Here is an 18,642-nt window from a genome sequence, read left to right on the forward strand (position 1 = left end):
TGCTTGCGTACTTTATGTTAGAAACCTAAATCGAGCGAGAGCACGAACTGCGTCTGGACGGGCATGGCCACGCCGCCCGTGTTGAAGAACTCGGGGTCCTGACCGTTGAGGGCCTTGTCCGAGTACATCAGCCAGAGGTCCTTGGCTGTCAGCCGCACGGCGGCGCGCTTGAACACGCGGCTCTTGCGGACGAGCGCCGAGGGCAGCTCGTAGTTGATCGAGAGCGATTTGAGGCGGATGAAGTCTCCCTTGGCCACGCGCGCCGACGAGTAGTTATAGTTGTTGTACGGGTAGGCGCTCGAGAGGTAGAGCTTCTGCATGAGGTTGTCGGCGATGGCCGGGATGTCGGTGCGCTGCTCGTCGCCGCTCATGATCCAGCGGTCCTTGAACTCGTTCGGGAGAGCCGTGATGTCGCTGTAGCTGGAGCTGAACACCGGGTTGAGCCGGATGACGTTGCCCGCCTGGAACGTGAAGAAGAGGTTCATCGAAAGACTCTTCCAGCGCAGCGTGGTGTTCAGTCCGCCCGTGTATTTGGGGTCGATCTGCCCCTCGTACTTCAGGAAGTCGGTCTCGATGCCCTGCATGTAGCAGTCGTATCCGATCTCGCCCTTCTCGTTGTAGAACATGGGGATGCCCGTCTCGGGATTCAGTCCCGCGAAGGGAATCGAGAAGAGGCTGTTCACCGGGTAGTTGTTCTTGTTGCCTCCTTCCTGGCGGACGAGCTCGAACACCTCCGGACTGTTCTTGGCGTTGCGGATGATGTTCTTCGAATAGCCGAAGGTGAAGTGCGCCGACCAGGTCCAGTCCTTGGTGCTTATCATCTTGCCGCCGAGCGTGATGTCCACGCCCTGCGAGTCGAGATCGGCGTAATTCGCGTTCTTCCACATGAAACCGCCGATACCCGCCACCTTGATCTGCGAGATCAGGTCGAAACCCTGCCGGTTGAAGTAATCCACGTTGAAGTCGAGCCGTCCGCCGAACAGCGTCAGGTCGAAGCCCACGTTGAGCTGGTAGTTCTTCTCCCACGTCAGCTCGGTGTTCTGCAAGTCGGCCAGCGTGATGCCCACCTCGGCGTTTCCGGGCCGGTAGAGCTCCTGGTTGTAGTAGAGCGCCATGGCGTTCGAGGCCGAAGGCGGGATGTTGGCCGTCAGTCCGTAGCTGGCGCGCAGGCTCATGAAATCGACGATGCGCGAGGCGTTCTCCATGAAGGCTTCGTTGGAGATGATCCACTTCCCGGCGAAGGTCCATGTGGGCAGCCACCGCTTCGCGGCGCCGCGTCCTAACTGGTTCGAACCGTCGTAACGCGCCGAGGCCGAGATCGAGTAGCGGCGGTCGAACGTGTAGTCGGCGTTGGCGTAGAAGGCCGCATTGCGCTCGTAGGTGTCCTCCATCATGTAGTAGGGCGACTGCCGGTAAACGAGCATCTCCATCAGTTTGGGATCGAGCGACACCACGCCGCCGCCGTCGTACTGGTAGCCGTATCCGGTCGTGGAATTGACGCGCCGGTCGGTGGAGCGGATTTCCATGCCGCCCAGCACGCTCAGCTCGTGCGTGCGGTCCGTATCCCAAACCTTTGTGTAGCTGAGCGAGTTGCGGACGACGTAGTTGAGCATCTTGTTGGTGGCCGTGTTGTAGAAGCCGCCGTAGGGGAGCACGACGACCGGTTCGGCCGAGAGGTCGTTCGGGTCGCGGTAGAGGAACGGGTTGAGGCTGCGGATGGTCGAGTTGCCCGCCGCGCGGTAGGCGTTGGCGGCGTTGGCGTGCTCGGTGATTTCATGCTCCTGCGTGGTCTGCACGTAGCGCAGCGCCCCGGTGAAGTTGTAGCGCAGTCCCGGGACGATCGTGTAGTTCAGCTCGCCCTGCAACTTCACGTCGGCCACCGTCAGGTGGAGCTGGTTGTTGCGCAGCTCCGAGAGGATGTTGAACGGGGCGTAGTTCATCGTGATGTACTCCAGGTTGCCCTCGTCGTCGTAGGGGCGCAGGGCGCGGCTGGTGTTGAGCGCGTAGCTGAAGGGGTTGATGTCGAAGTCGCGCGAGAAGCTGCCCGTCACCACGTCGGACTGGCGGGTGAACGAACCGGGGGCGTCCTGCTGGCGCAGCGATCCCACGACCTGAACCGACGTGCGGATTTTGCTGCTGACGTCGAAATCGTTGCGGAAATTGACCGTGTAGCGGTTCACCTTGTCCGCGATGCTCCAGCCGTTGTCGCCCAGGAAGCCGATCGAGGCGTAGGTGCGCGACTTCTCGGAGCCGGACGAGATGCTGAGCGAGTGCTCGTGCATGAGGTTGTAGGTGAACAGCTTGTCGAACCAGTCGGTGTTGGCCCTGGCGTACTTCATCAGGAAGTCGTGGCGCGCCTGCCGCGTGTTCTCCAGCCCGAATTTGCCGCTGCTGGCGTTGTAGGCGTTGATCTGGTTGTACATGATGCCGTAAACGCCCGAGTTCGCGGAGTTCACGATGTCGGGTCCGAGCAGCCCCTTGCGCTCCATTTCGGAGAAGACCGACATCTGGTCGTAGGAGTTCATGATGTTGTACTGCGAATAACGGGGCTTGGTCCGCAGCGTGAAGTTGCCGTTGTAGGTGATGATCGGGGCTCCCTGTTTTCCCCGCTTGGTGGTGATGACGATCACGCCGTTCATGGCGCGGGCGCCGTAGAGCGCCGTTGCGGCGGCGTCCTTCAGGATGTCGAAGGTCTCGATGTCCGAAGCGTTGATGCCCGCCACCGAGGAGCCGAGCAGCGTGGTGGGGTCGCCGCTCGAAAGCTGGTCGTTGGAGATGTCCACGACGTCCTCGAGCACCATGCCGTCCACTACCCACAGCGGCTTGTTGTCGCCGTTGATCGACGTGACGCCGCGGATGCGGACTTTGGGGGCCGCGCCGAACGTTCCCGAGACGTTCTGCACCGAGACGCCCGCCACCTTGCCTTCGAGCATGCGGCTCACGTCCGTCACGCCGGCCATGTTCAGGTCCTCGGTCTTGAGTTTGACGGACGATCCGGTGAAGGTTTGCTTCTTGATGTCCTGGAATCCGGTCACGACGACCGCGTCCATTTTGAGGGAGGATTTCTGAAGGGAGACGTCGATGTGCCGGCGCCCCTTGATCTCCACCTCCTGCGTGTCGTAGCCCACGTAGCTGACCACCAGCGTCGTCGCGCCTGCGGGCAGGGCGAGTGCGAATTTGCCTTGTGCGTCGGTCGCTATGCCGACGGTCGTGCCCTTGACGGCCACGCTCACGAAATCCAGCGGTTTGCCGTTCTCGGCATCCCTGACTACGCCGGAGAGTCTTGTCTGGGCGACGGCTGCTGCGAAGCCCGCACAAAAAAACAGAAACAGGAGTAGTGTTTTTTTCATTTCATAATGTGTTGGGTTAATAATTGATGAGGGTAGGGAGTTCGCGGTTTTCAGGGGCCCGGGCGCACAAAAAAGCCTGACATCCGGAGCGGATGCCAGACTTGACGGTATGATACGGGCGCAACGAAGGCTGCCTCCGAGTCCTTCTGGGGCACGGGGATCAGCGTCCATACATTGTTAAGCGTCTGATAGAAAATGCGTTCCGTGGATATGGAACGCCGGAGAACCTTACCGGAGTCCGTGTTTGAAAGTTCCCCCCCCCTTCTCGGTCCGGCGGCTTCCGCAGCGGCTCCCGCCGGGCGGGTGGTCCGTCCGGTGAGGCAGGGGATTATCGGCTGGCGTCGTGACATGCGTTCGGGTTTGCGGGTGCGTTTCGGGGGAGGTTCGGTAGGCGTATGTTACGGTTTGGTATTGTTTTCGGTGCGAAAAGCGTCGGGTTGTAATCCGTATTTCGTTTCTAAGTTGCGGTTATTAGTCTATTCTTGTTAAAAATACGACGATCTGAAATTTTGCATTGAATTAACTGGATGCAAGATATAAAAGATTTTTCGAAATTCATAATATTTTTTAATTTTTTAGCAGAAAAACGGATGGCTCTGTTTCCTATGTGATTCCGGATTGTAAGCGGAAACCCTGCGCAGGAGGGTGCAGGACCGTGAAACGGGGCATTTCCCTCCCGTTTCACGGCCTTTCCCCTGTCAGGCGATCCGGTCCAGCGAACGGCGTATCTCCGCATCGGTCGGGGTATAGTCCTTCAGCGCACCGGAGAGGTATTGTTCGTAGGCATAGAGGTCGATCACGCCGTTGCCCGAGAGGTTGAAGAGGATGGTCTTCTCGCGCCCCTCCTCCCGGGCTTGCAGGGCCTCGCGGACGGCGGCGGCGATGGCGTGCGTCGATTCCGGCGCGGGGATGATGCCTTCGGTCTTGGCGAACAGGATGCCGGCGCCGAGCGTCTCGGTCTGCGGAATGGCGCAGGCTTCGACGAACCCGTCCTTGAGCAACTGGCTGACGATGGCTCCCGCACCGTGGTAGCGCAGTCCGCCGGCGTGGATGTCCGAAGGCTGGAAGTCGTGCCCCAGCGTGTACATCGGGATCAGGGGGGTATATCCCGCCACGTCGCCGAAGTCGTACCGGAAGGCTCCCCGCGTGAGTTTCGGGCAACTGGCGGGTTCGACGGCCACGACGCGGACCGGGTTGCCGCCGGTCAGCCTCTTTCTCAGAAACGGGAAGGCCAGCCCTGCGAAGTTGCTGCCGCCGCCGAAGCAGCCGATCACCACGTCCGGCTCGGCATCGGCCATCTCCATCTGCGCGACGGCTTCCTGTCCGATGACGGTCTGGTGCAGCAGTACGTGGTTCAGTACGCTGCCCAGGCAGTAGCGCGTGTCTTCGGGGTGTTGCAGCGCCATCTCCACGGCCTCCGAGATCGCCAGTCCGAGGCTGCCCGAGCAGGCCGGGTCCTTCGCCAGCGCGGCGCGGCCCGAGGCGGTGCGGTCCGAGGGCGAGGGGAAGCACTGCGCGCCCCAGGTCTGCATCATCAGCCGCCGGTAGGGTTTCTGGTCGTAGCTCACGCGGACCATGTAAACCTCGACGTCGATGCCGAAGTGCCGTCCCGCGAAGGCGATGGCCGAACCCCATTGTCCGGCGCCCGTCTCGGTCGTGAGGCGGCGGATGCCCTGCTTGTAGTTGTAGTAGGCCTGCGGTACGGCCGTGTTGGGCTTGTGCGAGCCGGCGGGCGAGACGCTCTCGTTCTTGAAGTAGATTTTCGCCGGCGTGTCGAGCGCCTTCTCCAGTCCGGTGGCGCGTACCAGCGGCGTCGGCCTCCAGATGCGGTAGATCTCCTGTACCTCCTCGGGAATGTCGATGAACCGTTCGACGGACATTTCCTGTTCGATCAGCTCCTCGGCGAAAACGGCCGACAGTTGCTCCCGGGTGACGGGTTCCCGGGTGACGGGGTGCAGCGGCGGCAGCGGCCGGTTGGGCATGTCGGCTACGATGTTGTACCATTGGGCGGGCATCTGACGCTCGGTCAGGCAGAATTTCTTCGTTTTCATTTATCGTGGATTTTTAAGGGTTTTGTGCAAAAGAAAAGCCCGCTGTTCACTTTCGTAAACAACGGGCTTGTGGCTCGGGATTCCTGCTGACCTATACATACGCCGGACCGCACTCATTGTTCACGAGAGTCAATGAGCGCCACCACCAGGCCTGTATGTTCAGATTTCGGATCATGTTTTCGCAAATATAGGGAATCGGTTCCGGAAATGCAAATTTTCCGGCAGGATTTTCGCTGTTTTCTCCGAAAAGGGTTTCCCGGCGATTCCGGTTGCGCCGTGCGGCATTATATATAGGTGGCCGTCACTCCTTCCACGCGACATGCCCGGCGTCGTGGAAAAGACCGCATACGAGCGTCAGGTATTCGGGCAGCTTTCCCTCCGCGCCCCATTTCAGTTCGATGCCGAACAGTTCGGAGGTCGTGCGGCCGATGTCGAATCCGCACGCTTCGAGCGACGGCCTCACCCGGTCGGGATGGCGGCAGGGGAGCCCTTCCGGCCGGGTGCAGCTTCCTTCGGGGCAGTAGAGGCAGCTTCCGACGTAGGAGAATGCCCGTCCGCCGTAGCGGCGCTCCAGCGCGAGGAGCCTCCTTTCGATCTGGATGCGCTCGGGGCGGAGCAGCCTCCCGGCCTCGGCGAGGGGGAGTCCCTCTTCGCGGGGCGTGATCTTCGCGGCGACGAGCAGCGCCGTGCCGTACCGCAGCCACTCCTCCGCGGGGTCCTTCGCGAAGGGCGGGCAGCCCCAGCTGCGGCCGTAGTTGGGGCATCGGCGGCAATAGGCGGCGATGCGTTCCGCGTCGCGGAAGCGGGCGGCGTATTCGGCGGCGGGAAGCTCGACGGCGAATTCCTCGGCCGTATAGCGGACGGATGCGTTCATGCGGCAAAATTAGTCGTTTCCGCGGGCATCGGTGCGCGGAGCGAAAATTATTTTCCTGCCTTTTGCCTTTTTCGCGGGAAACCGCTATCTTTGTCTCCGGATCTGGTGTTCCGCTCCTCCTGCGGAGGACGGAATGAAAAGGGAATCGGGTGCAAATCCCGGACAGTCCCGCTGCTGTGATGCTCCGTGAGTTCCGAATATCTTCGGCCACTGACCCGCGAGGGGTCGGGAAGGCGTCGGGACGGGAGCGAGTCAGAAGACCTGCCAGATCGATTCGATGCCGGTCGCTCTCGTGGGTTAGGCCTCCGGTTTCGGCGAAGAATTGACATTCGTATGTGTTTCGTTCGGTCTTCGGACCGTCGGCCGCGGGTCGTGCCGATGCCCGTTTCGGGCGGTTATGTCCGGATCGCCTGCGGAGCGCCGGCCGCCGTCCTGCCGCTGCCGGCCCGACTGCTGCTCGCCGATCGGCGTGCTGTCCGGGTGTTTCGATCCGCCGGCACGGGCCTGTCCGACCGGGCGGACAGCCTCCGACGGAACGTGGGAGGACCGTGCCACGGTCTGCACGCTGGCCGGGTCCATCCGGGTGCAGGCGGCGCAGCTTTTGGTACTGGCTTCGGATGAACCCGAAAAGGCGCGGCGGGGGAAAACGGACGCGTTACTGCCATAACGGATCGGTTCGGGAGATTGGTCGCCGCGCCTTTTTTTAAATGCGATGATTATGAAGATCGTTTTCTATGGAATTCCCGAAGAGGAGGTCCGGCGTCTGGCCGGGCGGTACGGGTTCGGACTCTGCCGTTCGTTCGGGGAGTTTGTCGCGGGCGGCGGGCGGAAGATGCTGTTGCAGCCGCTTCTGCGCACCGACGGGGAGCGGCTGGACTTCTTCGGACGTATGGCGCGGTACGGGGCGTCGGTCGATGCCGTCGTGGTCTCCTGCGCCGACGATTTCAGCGCCGTGCACTACTGCTCGCAGCCCGGGAGGTTCTTCTCCGTGAGCGGCGAAGCCGGGGAGGAGGCATTGGAGTACGAACTGACCCGCATCGTCGAGACCCGCCTGGGACTCGTCTGCGCGCACGAAGGGGTGGAGCCATGACGCGGGGGCAGGTCCATGTCTATACGGGCGACGGAAAGGGGAAGACCACGGCGGCCTTCGGCCTTGCCGTGCGTGCCTTGTGTGCCGGGAAGAACGTGTATATCGGGCAGTTCGTCAAGTCGATGGCTTACAACGAGACGAAGATCGCACGGCTGTTCGACGGTACGGACTCCGCATGGGGGCGCGTGCGCATCGAGCGGTTCGGCCGCGGCTGTTTCATCGGCCGGCAGCCGGAGGCGGTCGATGCGGAGCTGGCCCGGGAGGGGCTGAGGCGGTGTGCCGAAGCGCTTTCCGGCGGGGAGTACGGGGTGGTCGTCCTCGACGAGGTGTCCATCGCCCTCGACTGCGGCCTGCTGTCCGTCGGCGAAGTGCTGGAGGCGCTCGCCGCCCGGGCGCCGCAGACCGAAGCGGTGCTGACGGGGCGCTATGCCCCGCAGGAGCTGATCGCCGCGGCCGATCTGGTGACCGAGATGCGCGAGGTGAAGCACTACTATGCGCAGGGCGTCCTTTCGCGCGACGGCATCGACCGCTGACCTCCCCGCCGTCATTCGGCCGCCTGGAGGTCGGCGAACCAGTAGCCGTAGGTGCGTACCGATCCGTCGTCGAGGCGGATGTCGTAGCTCTGTGCGAAAGGCTTTCCGAGCCAGAACGGGACGGCTTCGCGGAAGATCGGGCCGTCGTAGCAGAAGGTGTGGTATTCGCCGTTCTCGCCGTTGGGGTCGGTCCCTGCGGGCAGCGAAGCGACGAAGGCGGCGTCGATCTCCCGGCCGATGGCTTCGGCTCCCAGCCCGTCGGCCATCGTCGTCACGACGACGGTCCTGAGTCCCGACGAGAGGAAACCGCGCATGACCTGCTCCGAACTCTCGCCCCAGAGCGGTTCGACGACCTCGATGCCCGCAGGGGCGAGCCGCTCCTCGCGGTAGCGGCGCACGTCGTGCAGGAAGATGTCGCCGAAGATGAAGTGCGTCACGCCCTCTTCGCGGTAACGGCGCACGGCGCGGTCCATCGCCGCCGAATAGTCCTCCATGTCGCCCTTCGGCGTGAGATCGACCGTGTGGAGCGGAATGCCGATGCGGTCGGCCTGCGCCCGGAGCAGCTCCGTCGGGATGCCGTGCATCGTCGAACGGAGCGTCGAGCGATTGACGGTGGTCAGCAGCGCGACGATTTCGTAGCGCTCCGACCGTATCGCCCGCCAGAGGGCGTGCGCCGAGTCCTTGCCGCCGCTCCAGTTGAAGACGGCCTTGTGTCTGGTCATTTCGGTCGGGAGTTATTCGAGTTTCCGATAATAATGCATCTCCCGGTCGGCGGCATCGAGCGCTTCGGGATGGAATACGGCGATCAGGTCGTGCAGCACCACGTCGGGCCGCACGACGCCCGATTCCCAGTAGTCGTTGCCTCCGGCGGCGTTCGTGCGCCGGTCGCAGTTGTAGATCTCGCCCCGGCGGACGCAGGGAACGCCGGCGAATTTCGGCAGCCGTGCGCGGAATTCCGCGAGCGTCCGGAAACTGCCGGCATTGATCCATACGTCGGCTCCGGAGGCCAGCAGGTAAGCCTTCTCGAGGTCGATGGGCAGCGAGCGGTTCGACGTGTTCTCCCTGTAGATGTAATCCCCTCCGGCATCGGCGATGAGGCGTGCGACGTAGCTTTCGGCCGAGGCCATGAACCACGAATCGCCGTAGGGGGTGTTGATCATCACCTTCGGTCTGGCGGCGGACTCCGCGACCTTCGCCTTCAGCGCCTCGTACCGCTCCGGGATGGGGGCGAACGCCCGTTCGCCCTCCTCGCGCCGGTCGATCGTCTCCGCCACGGCCACGAGCCACTCGGCCTTGCCGAGCGGCGACTCCTCCAGATACTCCCCGATATAGCAGAACGGGATGCCCAGCTCGCGCAGCTTGGGTTCCATCGGGCTGGCGCCGTTCACGCCGAACAGCAGCACCAGGTCGGGACGCAGCGACAGGAGCCGTTCGTAGTCCATGTTGCCGTCGTAGCCCACGTCGCCGACCCTGTCGGGGTGCGCGGCGACGTATCCGTTGGCGATGCTCTCCCGGCCCGAGACGCCGACGATGCGCGGTGCGGCCCCCACGGCGTCGAGCATCGCCACGTGGGTCGAGGACATGCAGACGATGCGCTGCGCCCCGGCCTCGACGGTCTGTCCGTCGAATCCCGCAGGGGGAGTCTCCCCGTTGCGGGCGATGAAGAGCGCCGTGGCGGTCCCTTCGGCGGCCCCCTGCCACGGGGTCCGGGTCCGTAGGATCGTGCTTTGCAGGCCCTCGGCCCCGACGATTTCGAATCCTGCGGCGTAGGCGGGGCGGTAGACGGTCGTGCGGAACTCCTCGAGCGAGGTCCCCGGACGGGCGCCGCAGGCGGCCAGAAGCAGCGCGGCGGCGCAGAGCGTGAAGCGGCGGAGCGGTCGTATCATTTCGCGGTTCGGTTTTTCTTTCCCCATTTGGGTTTGACGTTGATGAAGAATTCGCAGTTCATGCGGGGCATGGGACGCGAGAGGACGGAGAGGTACTCCTCGTTGAAGAGGTTGTTGATCGTCGCCTTGAGCGAAAGGTCGGCCCGGCGGAACGCGAAGCCCTTCTCGAGCGAGAGGTTGTTCATCACGTAGGGCGTGAGCCGTCCGGTGAGCGTGATGTCGTTGCTCGACATGGTGTAGCGTTCGCTGTAATAGCAGAACTGCCAGAGCAGCCCCCACGAGCGCCATGCGAGGCGTCCGGTCGCCGTGCCCGAGAACTCCGGTTCGTAGGGAAGCTGCTTGCCCACGGACTGATCGGCCGGGCTCATCGGTTCGCCTACGTTGATCGACGGGGACCACGAGAAGGTCCCGTCGAGGTCGAGCTTCAGTCCGCGGGCCAGCATGACGGACAGGTCGGCCCGCACCTCCACGCCGTAGGCGTGCACCTCCTTGATGTTCACCGGCGAGAAGAATCCTTTGGTGGTCGGCAGCCAGAGAATCCAGTCGTCGATCCGCTGGTCGTACCACGAGGCCGAGCCCGAGAGCGTGTAGATCGCGTCGCGTCCCACGGCGAACGACAGCCCGGCTTCGTACTGGACGCCGGTTTCGTTCTTCAGGTCGGGATTCCCGCCCGGCAGGAAGTAGAGGTCGTTCAGCGTCGGGAAGCGGAAGTTGCGCGACACGGAGGCTTTCGCCACGACGTTGCCGCGCTTCGAGAGCAGGTAGTCGGCGAAGAGGGCCGGAACCGTGGCCCATTTCGTGCCGTAGAGCTGTTCGCGCAGGACGGCCGACAGGCCGAGCCGCTCCGCGGGCCGCCATTTGGCCGACACGGCGGCGTCGATCTCGACGCGCCCCTGGTCGTAGCCCACGATCGCCTTGTCGCCCTGCTGCAGGACGATGTTCTTGTCGGCGCTCCGGACGAAGTGCTGGTGCAGCGCGATGTCGGCCGTGAAGAGCCACTCGTCTCCCACGGCGTATTCTCCCGCCGCCTGCCCGTAGAAGGTGTCGATCCTGCTTCGGGAGCGGGTCATGGAGGTCATGATGCCGTTGCCCGGGTCGCGGCGGTAGTCGTAGGCCATCCATGTATGGATGTATCCGGCCTTCGCGCCGACCTTCCAGTCGCGGCGCAGGCGGTCCCACGAGAGGACGCTGCGGAGCGTGTGCTCCCGCTGGCGGTTCTCGAACCGGGTGTCGTCGGCGTAGTCGGTCGTCAGCAGCGGCAGTTCGCGGTTCGAGTTGATGTACCAGGCATTCAGTCCGAAGCGGTCGCCGCGGCCGGTGTTGTAATAGATCTCCTGCAGCACGTGCACGTCGTCGAACGCGCCGCTCTTGTTCCGCTCCACCGGATAGTACGACCCGACGATGTTCATCTCCTCGTCGTAGATGTTCTCCTTCTTGTCGCGGTTGCGGTATTTGTAGTCGTTCCGCGAGGACTGGTAAACGGCTCGGGTCGATACCTGCCAGTGCTCGTCGCCCCACGTGAGACGCAGGAACTCGTCGAAGGTGCGGTACATGCCGATTCCCTGGATGTATTGCAGGCCGAATCCGTCGGCGGCGGCCGGTGCGGTCGAGAGCTTCACCACGCCGCCCAGCGCCCCGCCCGCCTCATTGACCGACGACGTGCCGTGCAGCAGCGAGGCGTCGTCGATGAAATACGACGGGATCATCGAGAAGTCGGTCATGCCGAGCATCGGGTTGTTGATGCGCATTCCGTTCCACGTCACCTGCGTATGCGAGGGTCCTGTGCCGCGGAACGAGACCGTCGAGAGCGTCGCCCGGCCGTACTGCTTGACGAAGAGCGGGGAGTTGAACGTCAGCACGTCGGCGATCGACAGGGCGATGTTCTCCTTGAGTGTCACCGAGTCGAACGTCGTCCGTTCGACGCCGATCTCCTTCATCGGCCGCCGGCCCCAGATCGGAACCTCGCGGATGGCTATGTTCCGCTCGGGCCGGGCCTCCGCGGCGGCCTCCTGCGGCGGCTGCGCGCCGCCCTGGGCATGGAGCGCCGCCGGAAACAGCAGCGCCGCGACTATCCGAACCGTCGTCTTTCTCATACTTCCTGTATCCGTTATTTCCAGCAGAATGCGCCGGGGATGATTCCCACATAGAACCGGTCGATCTGTTCGCCCTCGGCCGTATAGCGATAGACGATACCCTGCTGCTGGTAGTCGATGGCGTCGGCCACATAGACGTCGCCGTTGTGCGGATCGACCGTCAGTCCGTAGTATTTCGTGTCGCGGTACTCGATGAAGGGGCGCACCGGCACGCGCTCCTCCTCCACCTGCATCCGCCAGATGTCCCTGTTGATCCAGTAGAGCGTGTCGCGCGTTCCGTTGAGCTGCACCTCCGAGGGCCAGTCGCCCAGCTTGAACCGGAACTGCTTCTCGACCTCGAACGTCGCCGCGTCGATGCGGTAGAGCGACGGGGCTTCGTAGCCGTAGGGCGACCCTTCGTAGCCGCCGTCGGTGATCGTCCACAACTTGTGGTTCTTGTCCATCACGAGCGACGTGGGCTGGATGCCGACCGTCAGTTCGTCCACCACCTCGTCGGTCTCGGTGTCGATCTTCAGGATGCGGTTCTGGTACGACCAGCAATTGACATAGACGTACTTGCCGTACTGCACCATCTGCTCCGTGGAGCCCGATTCCATCGTCATTCCGGGGCACTCGATGTAGCCCGTGATCTCGTAGCGTTTGGGATTGACGATGAAGATGCGGTTGTCCCAGATCTGCGTCACGTAGGCCTTTTCGTCCGAAAGGAAGTGGATGTAGCGCGGCGAGGTGAGGTCCGTGATGCGTCCCACCTCCCGGAAGGTGTCGATGTCGATGGCGAAGATGACGTGCGAATTGTTCACCACGATCCAGCCCACGCCGTCGCGGACGGTCATCGACTGCGCCACGTCGCCCAGCTTGAAGCCGTTGGCGCGGAAGAAAACCTCGTTCTCCACCCGTTTGGTCTTGGGGTCGTAATAGGAGAGCGTGGCGTTGCCGTACTGGAAATTTCCCTCGTTGGTGACGAACAGTCCCCGCCCCGAGGCCGAGAACTCCTCCGTCGTGCCGTAGTCCCACTTCATGCAGCCCGTGAGCAGCATGAGGCAGCCTGCGGCCGGGAGTGTGTATCGTATGATCCGTTTCATGTTCCGCAAACCGTTCGTTCGGTACGGCGGCGCGCCGGCGGGGCGGCGGGACGGTAGGGAGGGGAGACCGGAGAACGGTGCGCTCCGACGATCCGATTCCGACCCGAAACCCGCGGGTGCAAATCCGTACGGCAAGGCAGGTCTTCTGACTCGTCCCGTCCGCCGCGCCTTCCCGGTCTGTCCCAGTGGCAAAGAGTGCGGCAAAACAGTTTCTCCCCGCAGGGGAGGGGACTTACAGCAGCGAGCACTGCTCCGGATTCTCACCGGATTCCCTTTTCATCCGCGCCGCGGAGAACGGCCGGCGCGAAAACCTTGCGACCGCAAAGGTAGGGAAAAATTCGGAATATTTTGCTACCTTTGCGGTCCGATATGAAGGAGTCGCTCAAAAGATCGTTCGCCTCGCTCGGGGCCGACGGGCTCGTTGCCCTGTGGCTCGGGGTGTGGTGGTGCGCCAACCTGATCGAGGCGGGCTGCACGGAGCTGGCCAACGACGAGGCCTATTACCACATGTTCGCCCAGCGGCTCGCATGGGGCTATTTCGACCATCCGCCCGTGACGGCGCTGCTCGTGTGGCTCGGGGAGCGGCTCTTCGGCGGCGAGCTGGGCGTGCGGTTCTTCTTTACCGTGTTGCAGCCGCTCTATCTCTGGGCGTTGTGGAGGCTCGTCCGTCCGGCGGATGCCGTGCGGCGCGATGCGACGCTGTTCGTCATGCTTTCGGCCTCGACGCTCCTGTTGCAGCTCTACGGCTTTATCGCCGTGCCCGACGGGCCGCTGCTGGCTTCGTCGGCGGTTTTCCTGTGGACGTTCCGGAACTTCTCGGAGGGCCGCCGCCTCGCATGGCTCTGGATGGGTGCGGCGATCGCGCTGATGGCTTACAGCAAATACCACGGCGCCCTGGTGCTGCTCTTCGCCCTGGCGGCCAATCCGCGGCTCTTCGCCCGCCCGGCGCTCTACGCTTCGGGAGCGGTCGCCGCCGTGCTGCTCGTGCCGCACCTCGTGTGGCAGTACCACCACGACTGGGCTTCGTTCATCTACCACCTCTCGGCGCGCAACTCGGTTTTCCGTCCGGGCTACGTCGTCGAGTTCCTCGCCAACATGCTGGTGGTTTTCAATCCCTTCCTCGTGCCGATCTACGTGCAGGCATGGCGGAAGACGCGGCCGCAGTCGGCCGTCGGCCGGGCGCTGAAACTGCTGCCCGCGGCCTTCATCGGCTTTTTCCTCCTCTCGTCGCTGCGCGGCTACGTGCAGCCGCAGTGGGTGATCGTCTCGGTCTTCGGACTGATCTATGTCGCCTTCGCCTATGTCCGCCGCCATCCCCGCACGCGGCGGTACGCGATGGCAGCCGGCGGTGCGACCCTGCTGCTCGTCGCCGCCGTGCGTGTCGAGATGATCTTCAATCCGCTGGGACTCCGTTTCGAGGTCTTCGACAATTCCGAGAGCTACGGCGCCATCGCCGCCGAGGCGCAGGGCCGTCCGGTCGTTTTCCGCCACGGCTACGCCGTCGCGGCCAAATACGCTTTCTATACGGGCGGCGAAGCCTATTGCCAGCCCAATATCCGCTATCGTACGCACCAATGGCAGTTCCGCGACGACGACTCGCGTTTCGCGGGCCGCGAAGTGCTCGTCGAGTGTCCCCCCCCCGGGATAGCCGACACGACCGGACGCGTGCGGACCGTCCGGCTGGCGAACGGGCGCAGCTTCACGTGGTTCGTCGATCCGGATTTCCGCCCCGTGCGCAAGGTCGGCGTCACGATCGGAGGAATGCCCCGGCGCGTCGCTGCGGGCGATACGCTGCGGCTCCGGCTGTGCTTTTCGAATCCTTACGATTATGCGATCCGTGTGGGCATGGAGCCGCAGGGCGTGCGGCTGTCGATGCTCTGGAAGCACGGCCGCTTCCGCGTCGAGGAGTTCCCGCTGGAGGACCGTTTCACGATTCCGGCCGGCGGCGAGGTGTCGCACGAGGTGATCTTCCCCGTGCCGCAGCGGCTCTCCGGCGCGCAGTTCGAGGCGGGCTTCGCCCTGTGCCGCGAGGGCTATACCAACTGGTTCAACGGAAAACCCGTCCGGACGGAGGTCGCGGCGGCGGAATCCGGTAAAGAATGAAACCCGTCCCCCGGGAGGGACGACAATATGAGAACGGCGGGCGGTGTGCCGTCCGGTGAGAGAGTCAGTCAGTTATGATCGAACAGTTTTTGAAATTCTGCGTCGTGGGAGGTTCCGGTCTCTTCGTGGACTTCGGAATCACCTATCTTTGCAAGGAGTGGCTTCGCCTGAACAAGTATGCGGCCAATTCGCTGGGATTCCTTTGCGCCTCGACGACCAACTATGTCCTGAACCGTCTCTGGACGTTTCACAACGAGAATCCCGACATCGCGGGGCAGTACCTGCGTTTCCTGGGCATCGCGGCCGTGGGCCTGGCGATCAACAACGCTACGATCTATCTGCTACACAATCGTTTCCGTCTGAATTTCTACCTCGCCAAACTCTTCGCTACGGGCGTGGTGACCTTCTGGAACTTCTTCATGAACTACTTCTTCACGTTCCTGTAGGGGCGGGCGTTCAGCGGGCGGCTTTTCTCCGTATCTTCCGCAGCGGCAGTCCCAGCACGCCGAAGAAGGCTTCGCGGAAGATGCCGCCCGACATCTTCGATACGCCCTCGCGGCGTTCGACGAAGATGATCGAGACCTCCTTGAGTTTCAGCCCCAGCCTCCAGGCCGTGTATTTCATTTCGATCTGGAATCCGTACCCCTTCATGCGCACCGCGTCGAGGTCCATCGTCTCCAGTGCGCGGCGCGAGTAGCAGACGAAGCCCGCCGTGGCGTCGCGCAACGGCATGCGCGTCACCAGACGCACGTAAACCGAGGCGAAGTAGGACATCAGCAGACGCGACATCGGCCAGTTCACCACGTTCACGCCCTGCACGTAGCGCGAACCCACCACCACGTCGTACCCTTCGGCCGCCGTGCGGGAGAGGCGCACCAGATCGTCGGGATTGTGCGAGAAGTCGCAGTCCATTTCGCAAATGTAGTCGAATCCGTGTTCGAGTCCCCAGCGGAATCCCGTGAGGTAGGCCGTGCCGAGCCCCTGTTTTCCGGAGCGTTCCAGGAGGTGGAGCCTCCCGGGGAACTCCTGCTGGCGTTCCCGGACGATGGCGGCCGTGCCGTCGGGCGACCCGTCGTCGATGACGAGCATTTCGAACGCTTCCTCGAGCGAGAAGACCTTCGAGATCATCGCCGAGATATTCTCCTTTTCGTTGTAGGTCGGAATGATTACGAGCTTGCGCATGGGCGGGACGGTTTTGGTTTCGGGGGCAAATATACGATTATTTTGCCATTCCACCCCTCTCCGCCCTGCTTTTTCCGGCACGTTTGAGCCGTCGGAGCGCCTTTTTGTCCGCATCGCTCACCCGGTAGGACTCCGCGATTTTCCGCAGCGACCTGTTGAACGTCCAGTCGTCGAGCGGGCAGTCCCGCTCCAGCCACCGGCGGGTGATTTCGGGGCATTTCACGAAGCAGACCGACACGGCCCACGCCACGCCCATCCGGGCGTAGTACCCTTCGTGGCGGACGGCGCCCAGCAGTCCGAGCAACTGCCCGATATGTTCCGCATCCGCGAAATTGCCCAGCGCCATGACGACGGCGAACCGTATGTCGTACTCCGCTCCGGAGCGGAAATAGGGCCGGATGAAACGCCACATCGGTTCGCGTTCGGCCGCTTTCAGACGCCAGCAGAAACAGTCGCATACGGCCCAGTTGTCGATCTTCGGCACGAAGCGCGCGACGTGGCGCAGCTTCTCCTCCGGCGTGCATTTCGCGCAGGCGATGACGAGCCCTTGCAGCAGCCGCTCCTCGAAGTAGAACCCTTCGGCCGTGTCGAGGTAGGCGCGCCACTCCCCGCGGGCGATTTCCCGGGCGATCCGCCGCAGTTGCGGGATGCGGATGCCGATGACGTGCTTCTCGCCCGGCATCAGCGGCGAGATGAACTCCCGGTAGCGGGGTTCGGCCATTTCGAGCAGTTGTTCGCGGACGGTCATCGTGCGGCGCGGGTCATTCGCGGCGGGTGACGGTGCGGTAGCAGCCGATGCCGCACACCTCGGTCGAAATTTCGCCCACGCCGTTTCCGGCCTTGGCGTTTATGCCCGTCTGCACCTTCACGTAGTCGATCTGCGGCAGGTCGGCCGGTTGCCCGTCCGCATCCACGGCGTCGGCGATCCGGAAGCGGTTCTTCGCTCCCGTGCGGTCGGTCGCGGACCAGTTGTCGGCATAGCCCCATCCGAAGGCGGTCATGATGTATTTGTTGGCGGCCTCGTCGAAGGTCACGTTGTCGGGCAGCCGGATGCCGCGGTAGGTGAGCGACGGAACCCATGCCGGAACATAGCTTGCCTGGGAGTGCACGCCGATGCGGTCTATGGTTCCCTTTCCGTCGCGGTTGTCGTGCCATTCGGCCGCGATGCCCTCCTCGTCCGACGGGGCGTAGGTCGCTTCGTAGTCGTAGATCGTTTCGTCGTTGTCGTCCTCGCTGCCGCGCAGCCGGTACCATGTGCCCGGTGCGCCGTTCTCCCGCACGGCGACCCAGACGACTCCCGGCTCCGAGGAGCCGTCGAAGGCGTTGCCCGTCACATAGAGGTCGTATCCGCCCGTGTTAGCGACCGGTTCGTCGAATTCGGCGACGATATATCCGCCCCAGCCGCCCAGCGAGACGTAGAGTCCCCGGGAGAGCCGCTCTTCGGCGTATGCGACGGCCTCTTCGGGCGTCGTGATCGTCCGGTCGCCGAATCCGGCGTCGGTGCTGTTGATGAACTGTCCCGGTGCGGGAGTGTACTCCGTGACGGCGGAGGCCGGTTCCTCGACCTCGACGGTCGAGGTCTTCTCGCTCGTGTTGCAGGCGGCCGCCGCTGCGGCCAGCAGAAGCAGGCAGGCGTATTTTCCCATGCTCTTGTCTTTTTATGGTGCGTTTCGTCCCGGCGTGCGCGGACGCTCCGCCGGAATCCGGTTCTCGCGGGCGCTTTCGCCCCGCCGGGGCAAAAATACGCTTTTTTCCGCGATTGCCGTCCCTGTTGCCCGGGAAAAAAGGTTACCTTTGCACAAATATCGGAATTATGGCGGATTTCTGCATTCGGGAGGTTCGGGAGACGACGCCTCCGCTGCTCGATGCCTTCGCGGCGCTGATGCCGCAGCTCTCTGCGGGGCTGGAGGCCCCCTCGGCGGCTGCGCTGGAGCGGATCGTGCGCTCGCCTTCGGCGGCGATGTTCGCGGCCTGGCGGGACGGTGCGGCGGTCGGGGCGCTGACGCTCGTGTGGTACGACGTGCCCTCGGGCCGCAAGGGCTGGATCGAGGATGTCGTGGTCGATGCCTCGGCCCGCGGGGCGGGCGTGGGAGAGGCCCTCGTGCGCGCCGCTCTGGAACGTGCCGCACGTGAGGGCGTCGAACGCGTGATGCTCACTTCGCGTCCTGCGCGCCGGGCGGCCCGGGCGCTCTATCGCAAGGTCGGATTCGAAGAGGCGGAGACTTCGGTCTTCGTCCGCAGGACGACGGGGCAGGTGCTGGGGCAGACCGGAAAGATCGCCGTCGGGACGGCGGGGAACGAACTGGCGGAGGAGGCCGGGGAACAGGCGGCCGGCCTTCTCTCCGAAGCCGGCCGGCAGATGGAAAAACCGAAATCCTCCGCCTCGGACGAACGATAA

General features: G+C 63.6%; 15 protein-coding genes and 2 riboswitches. Of the genes, 5 read left to right on the top strand and 10 right to left on the bottom strand.

Translation table 11 applies throughout. The features are described from left to right. Nucleotides 1-17: 17 nt before the first annotated feature. From FME97_RS08815 to FME97_RS08825, 3 genes are all read right to left on the bottom strand, one after another. The gene (locus FME97_RS08815; protein ID WP_141429077.1) at nt 18-3,350 is read right to left on the bottom strand and encodes a SusC/RagA family TonB-linked outer membrane protein; all 3,333 of its coding nucleotides are present in this window, start codon (nt 3,348-3,350) and stop codon (nt 18-20) included. Between the two features lie 698 nt (nt 3,351-4,048). After that, nucleotides 4,049-5,401: a TrpB-like pyridoxal phosphate-dependent enzyme gene (locus FME97_RS08820; protein WP_141429080.1), complete on the bottom strand. Its 1,353-nt coding sequence runs from the start codon at nt 5,399-5,401 to the stop codon at nt 4,049-4,051. A gap of 301 nt (nt 5,402-5,702) precedes the next feature. Continuing rightward, the gene (locus FME97_RS08825) at nt 5,703-6,275 is read right to left on the bottom strand and encodes a DUF2284 domain-containing protein (protein WP_141429082.1); all 573 of its coding nucleotides are present in this window, start codon (nt 6,273-6,275) and stop codon (nt 5,703-5,705) included. A gap of 86 nt (nt 6,276-6,361) precedes the next feature. Beyond that, nucleotides 6,362-6,558, top strand: a riboswitch (cobalamin riboswitch). Nucleotides 6,559-6,993: 435 nt separating this feature from the next. On the opposite strand from FME97_RS08825, the gene FME97_RS08830 reads away from it, so the two are divergent. Further along, on the top strand, nt 6,994-7,365 hold the full coding sequence (locus tag FME97_RS08830) for a hypothetical protein (RefSeq protein ID WP_141429084.1): 372 nt from the start codon (nt 6,994-6,996) through the stop codon (nt 7,363-7,365). Beyond that, a complete protein-coding gene (locus tag FME97_RS08835) occupies nt 7,362-7,898 on the top strand; it encodes a cob(I)yrinic acid a,c-diamide adenosyltransferase (protein ID WP_141429086.1) in 537 nt (178 codons plus the stop codon). The genes FME97_RS08830 and FME97_RS08835 overlap by 4 nt, the downstream gene beginning before the upstream one ends. Nucleotides 7,899-7,909: 11 nt before the next feature. Here the strand turns inward: FME97_RS08835 and FME97_RS08840 are convergent, their stop codons facing one another. From FME97_RS08840 to FME97_RS08855, 4 genes are read right to left on the bottom strand one after another with little or no spacing between them, the layout of a single operon-like run. Continuing rightward, nucleotides 7,910-8,620 carry an adenine nucleotide alpha hydrolase gene (locus FME97_RS08840; protein WP_141429088.1) on the bottom strand — a complete coding sequence of 237 codons (711 nt, stop codon included), beginning with the start codon at nt 8,618-8,620 and terminating at the stop codon, nt 7,910-7,912. A gap of 12 nt (nt 8,621-8,632) precedes the next feature. Beyond that, nucleotides 8,633-9,784, bottom strand: a complete 1,152-nt coding sequence (locus FME97_RS08845) for an ABC transporter substrate-binding protein (protein ID WP_141429090.1) — start codon at nt 9,782-9,784, stop codon at nt 8,633-8,635. After that, complete coding sequence (locus tag FME97_RS08850; protein WP_141429091.1) at nt 9,781-11,877, bottom strand: TonB-dependent receptor; 2,097 nt, start codon at nt 11,875-11,877, stop codon at nt 9,781-9,783. The genes FME97_RS08845 and FME97_RS08850 overlap by 4 nt, the downstream gene beginning before the upstream one ends. A 14-nt stretch (nt 11,878-11,891) precedes the next feature. Next, entirely contained in the window at nt 11,892-12,959 is a 1,068-nt protein-coding gene (locus FME97_RS08855) for a DUF5074 domain-containing protein (RefSeq protein WP_141429093.1), read from the bottom strand. 118 nt (nt 12,960-13,077) lie between these two features. Continuing rightward, nucleotides 13,078-13,289, bottom strand: a riboswitch (cobalamin riboswitch). Nucleotides 13,290-13,307: 18 nt separating this feature from the next. On the opposite strand from FME97_RS08855, the gene FME97_RS08860 reads away from it, so the two are divergent. Then, nucleotides 13,308-15,062, top strand: a complete 1,755-nt coding sequence (locus FME97_RS08860; RefSeq protein ID WP_232522861.1) for an ArnT family glycosyltransferase — start codon at nt 13,308-13,310, stop codon at nt 15,060-15,062. A 74-nt stretch (nt 15,063-15,136) separates the two neighbouring features. Then, on the top strand, nt 15,137-15,508 hold the full coding sequence (locus FME97_RS08865; RefSeq protein WP_141429095.1) for a GtrA family protein: 372 nt from the start codon (nt 15,137-15,139) through the stop codon (nt 15,506-15,508). 10 nt (nt 15,509-15,518) lie between these two features. Here FME97_RS08865 and FME97_RS08870 read toward each other — a convergent pair whose 3' ends face one another. Genes FME97_RS08870 through FME97_RS08880 form a run of 3 tightly spaced genes read right to left on the bottom strand, consistent with a single transcriptional unit; the run spans nt 15,519 to nt 17,890 of the window. Continuing rightward, complete coding sequence (locus FME97_RS08870) at nt 15,519-16,244, bottom strand: polyprenol monophosphomannose synthase (protein ID WP_141429096.1); 726 nt, start codon at nt 16,242-16,244, stop codon at nt 15,519-15,521. Between the two features lie 37 nt (nt 16,245-16,281). Further along, nucleotides 16,282-16,992, bottom strand: a complete 711-nt coding sequence (locus FME97_RS08875) for a DNA alkylation repair protein (protein ID WP_141429098.1) — start codon at nt 16,990-16,992, stop codon at nt 16,282-16,284. Nucleotides 16,993-17,005: 13 nt separating this feature from the next. Beyond that, nucleotides 17,006-17,890, bottom strand: a complete 885-nt coding sequence (locus FME97_RS08880; RefSeq protein ID WP_141429100.1) for a hypothetical protein — start codon at nt 17,888-17,890, stop codon at nt 17,006-17,008. Between the two features lie 167 nt (nt 17,891-18,057). On the opposite strand from FME97_RS08880, the gene FME97_RS08885 reads away from it, so the two are divergent. Then, complete coding sequence (locus FME97_RS08885) at nt 18,058-18,642, top strand: GNAT family N-acetyltransferase (protein ID WP_141429103.1); 585 nt, start codon at nt 18,058-18,060, stop codon at nt 18,640-18,642.

The organism is Alistipes dispar, from assembly GCF_006542685.1.
Lineage (GTDB): Bacteria > Bacteroidota > Bacteroidia > Bacteroidales > Rikenellaceae > Alistipes > Alistipes dispar.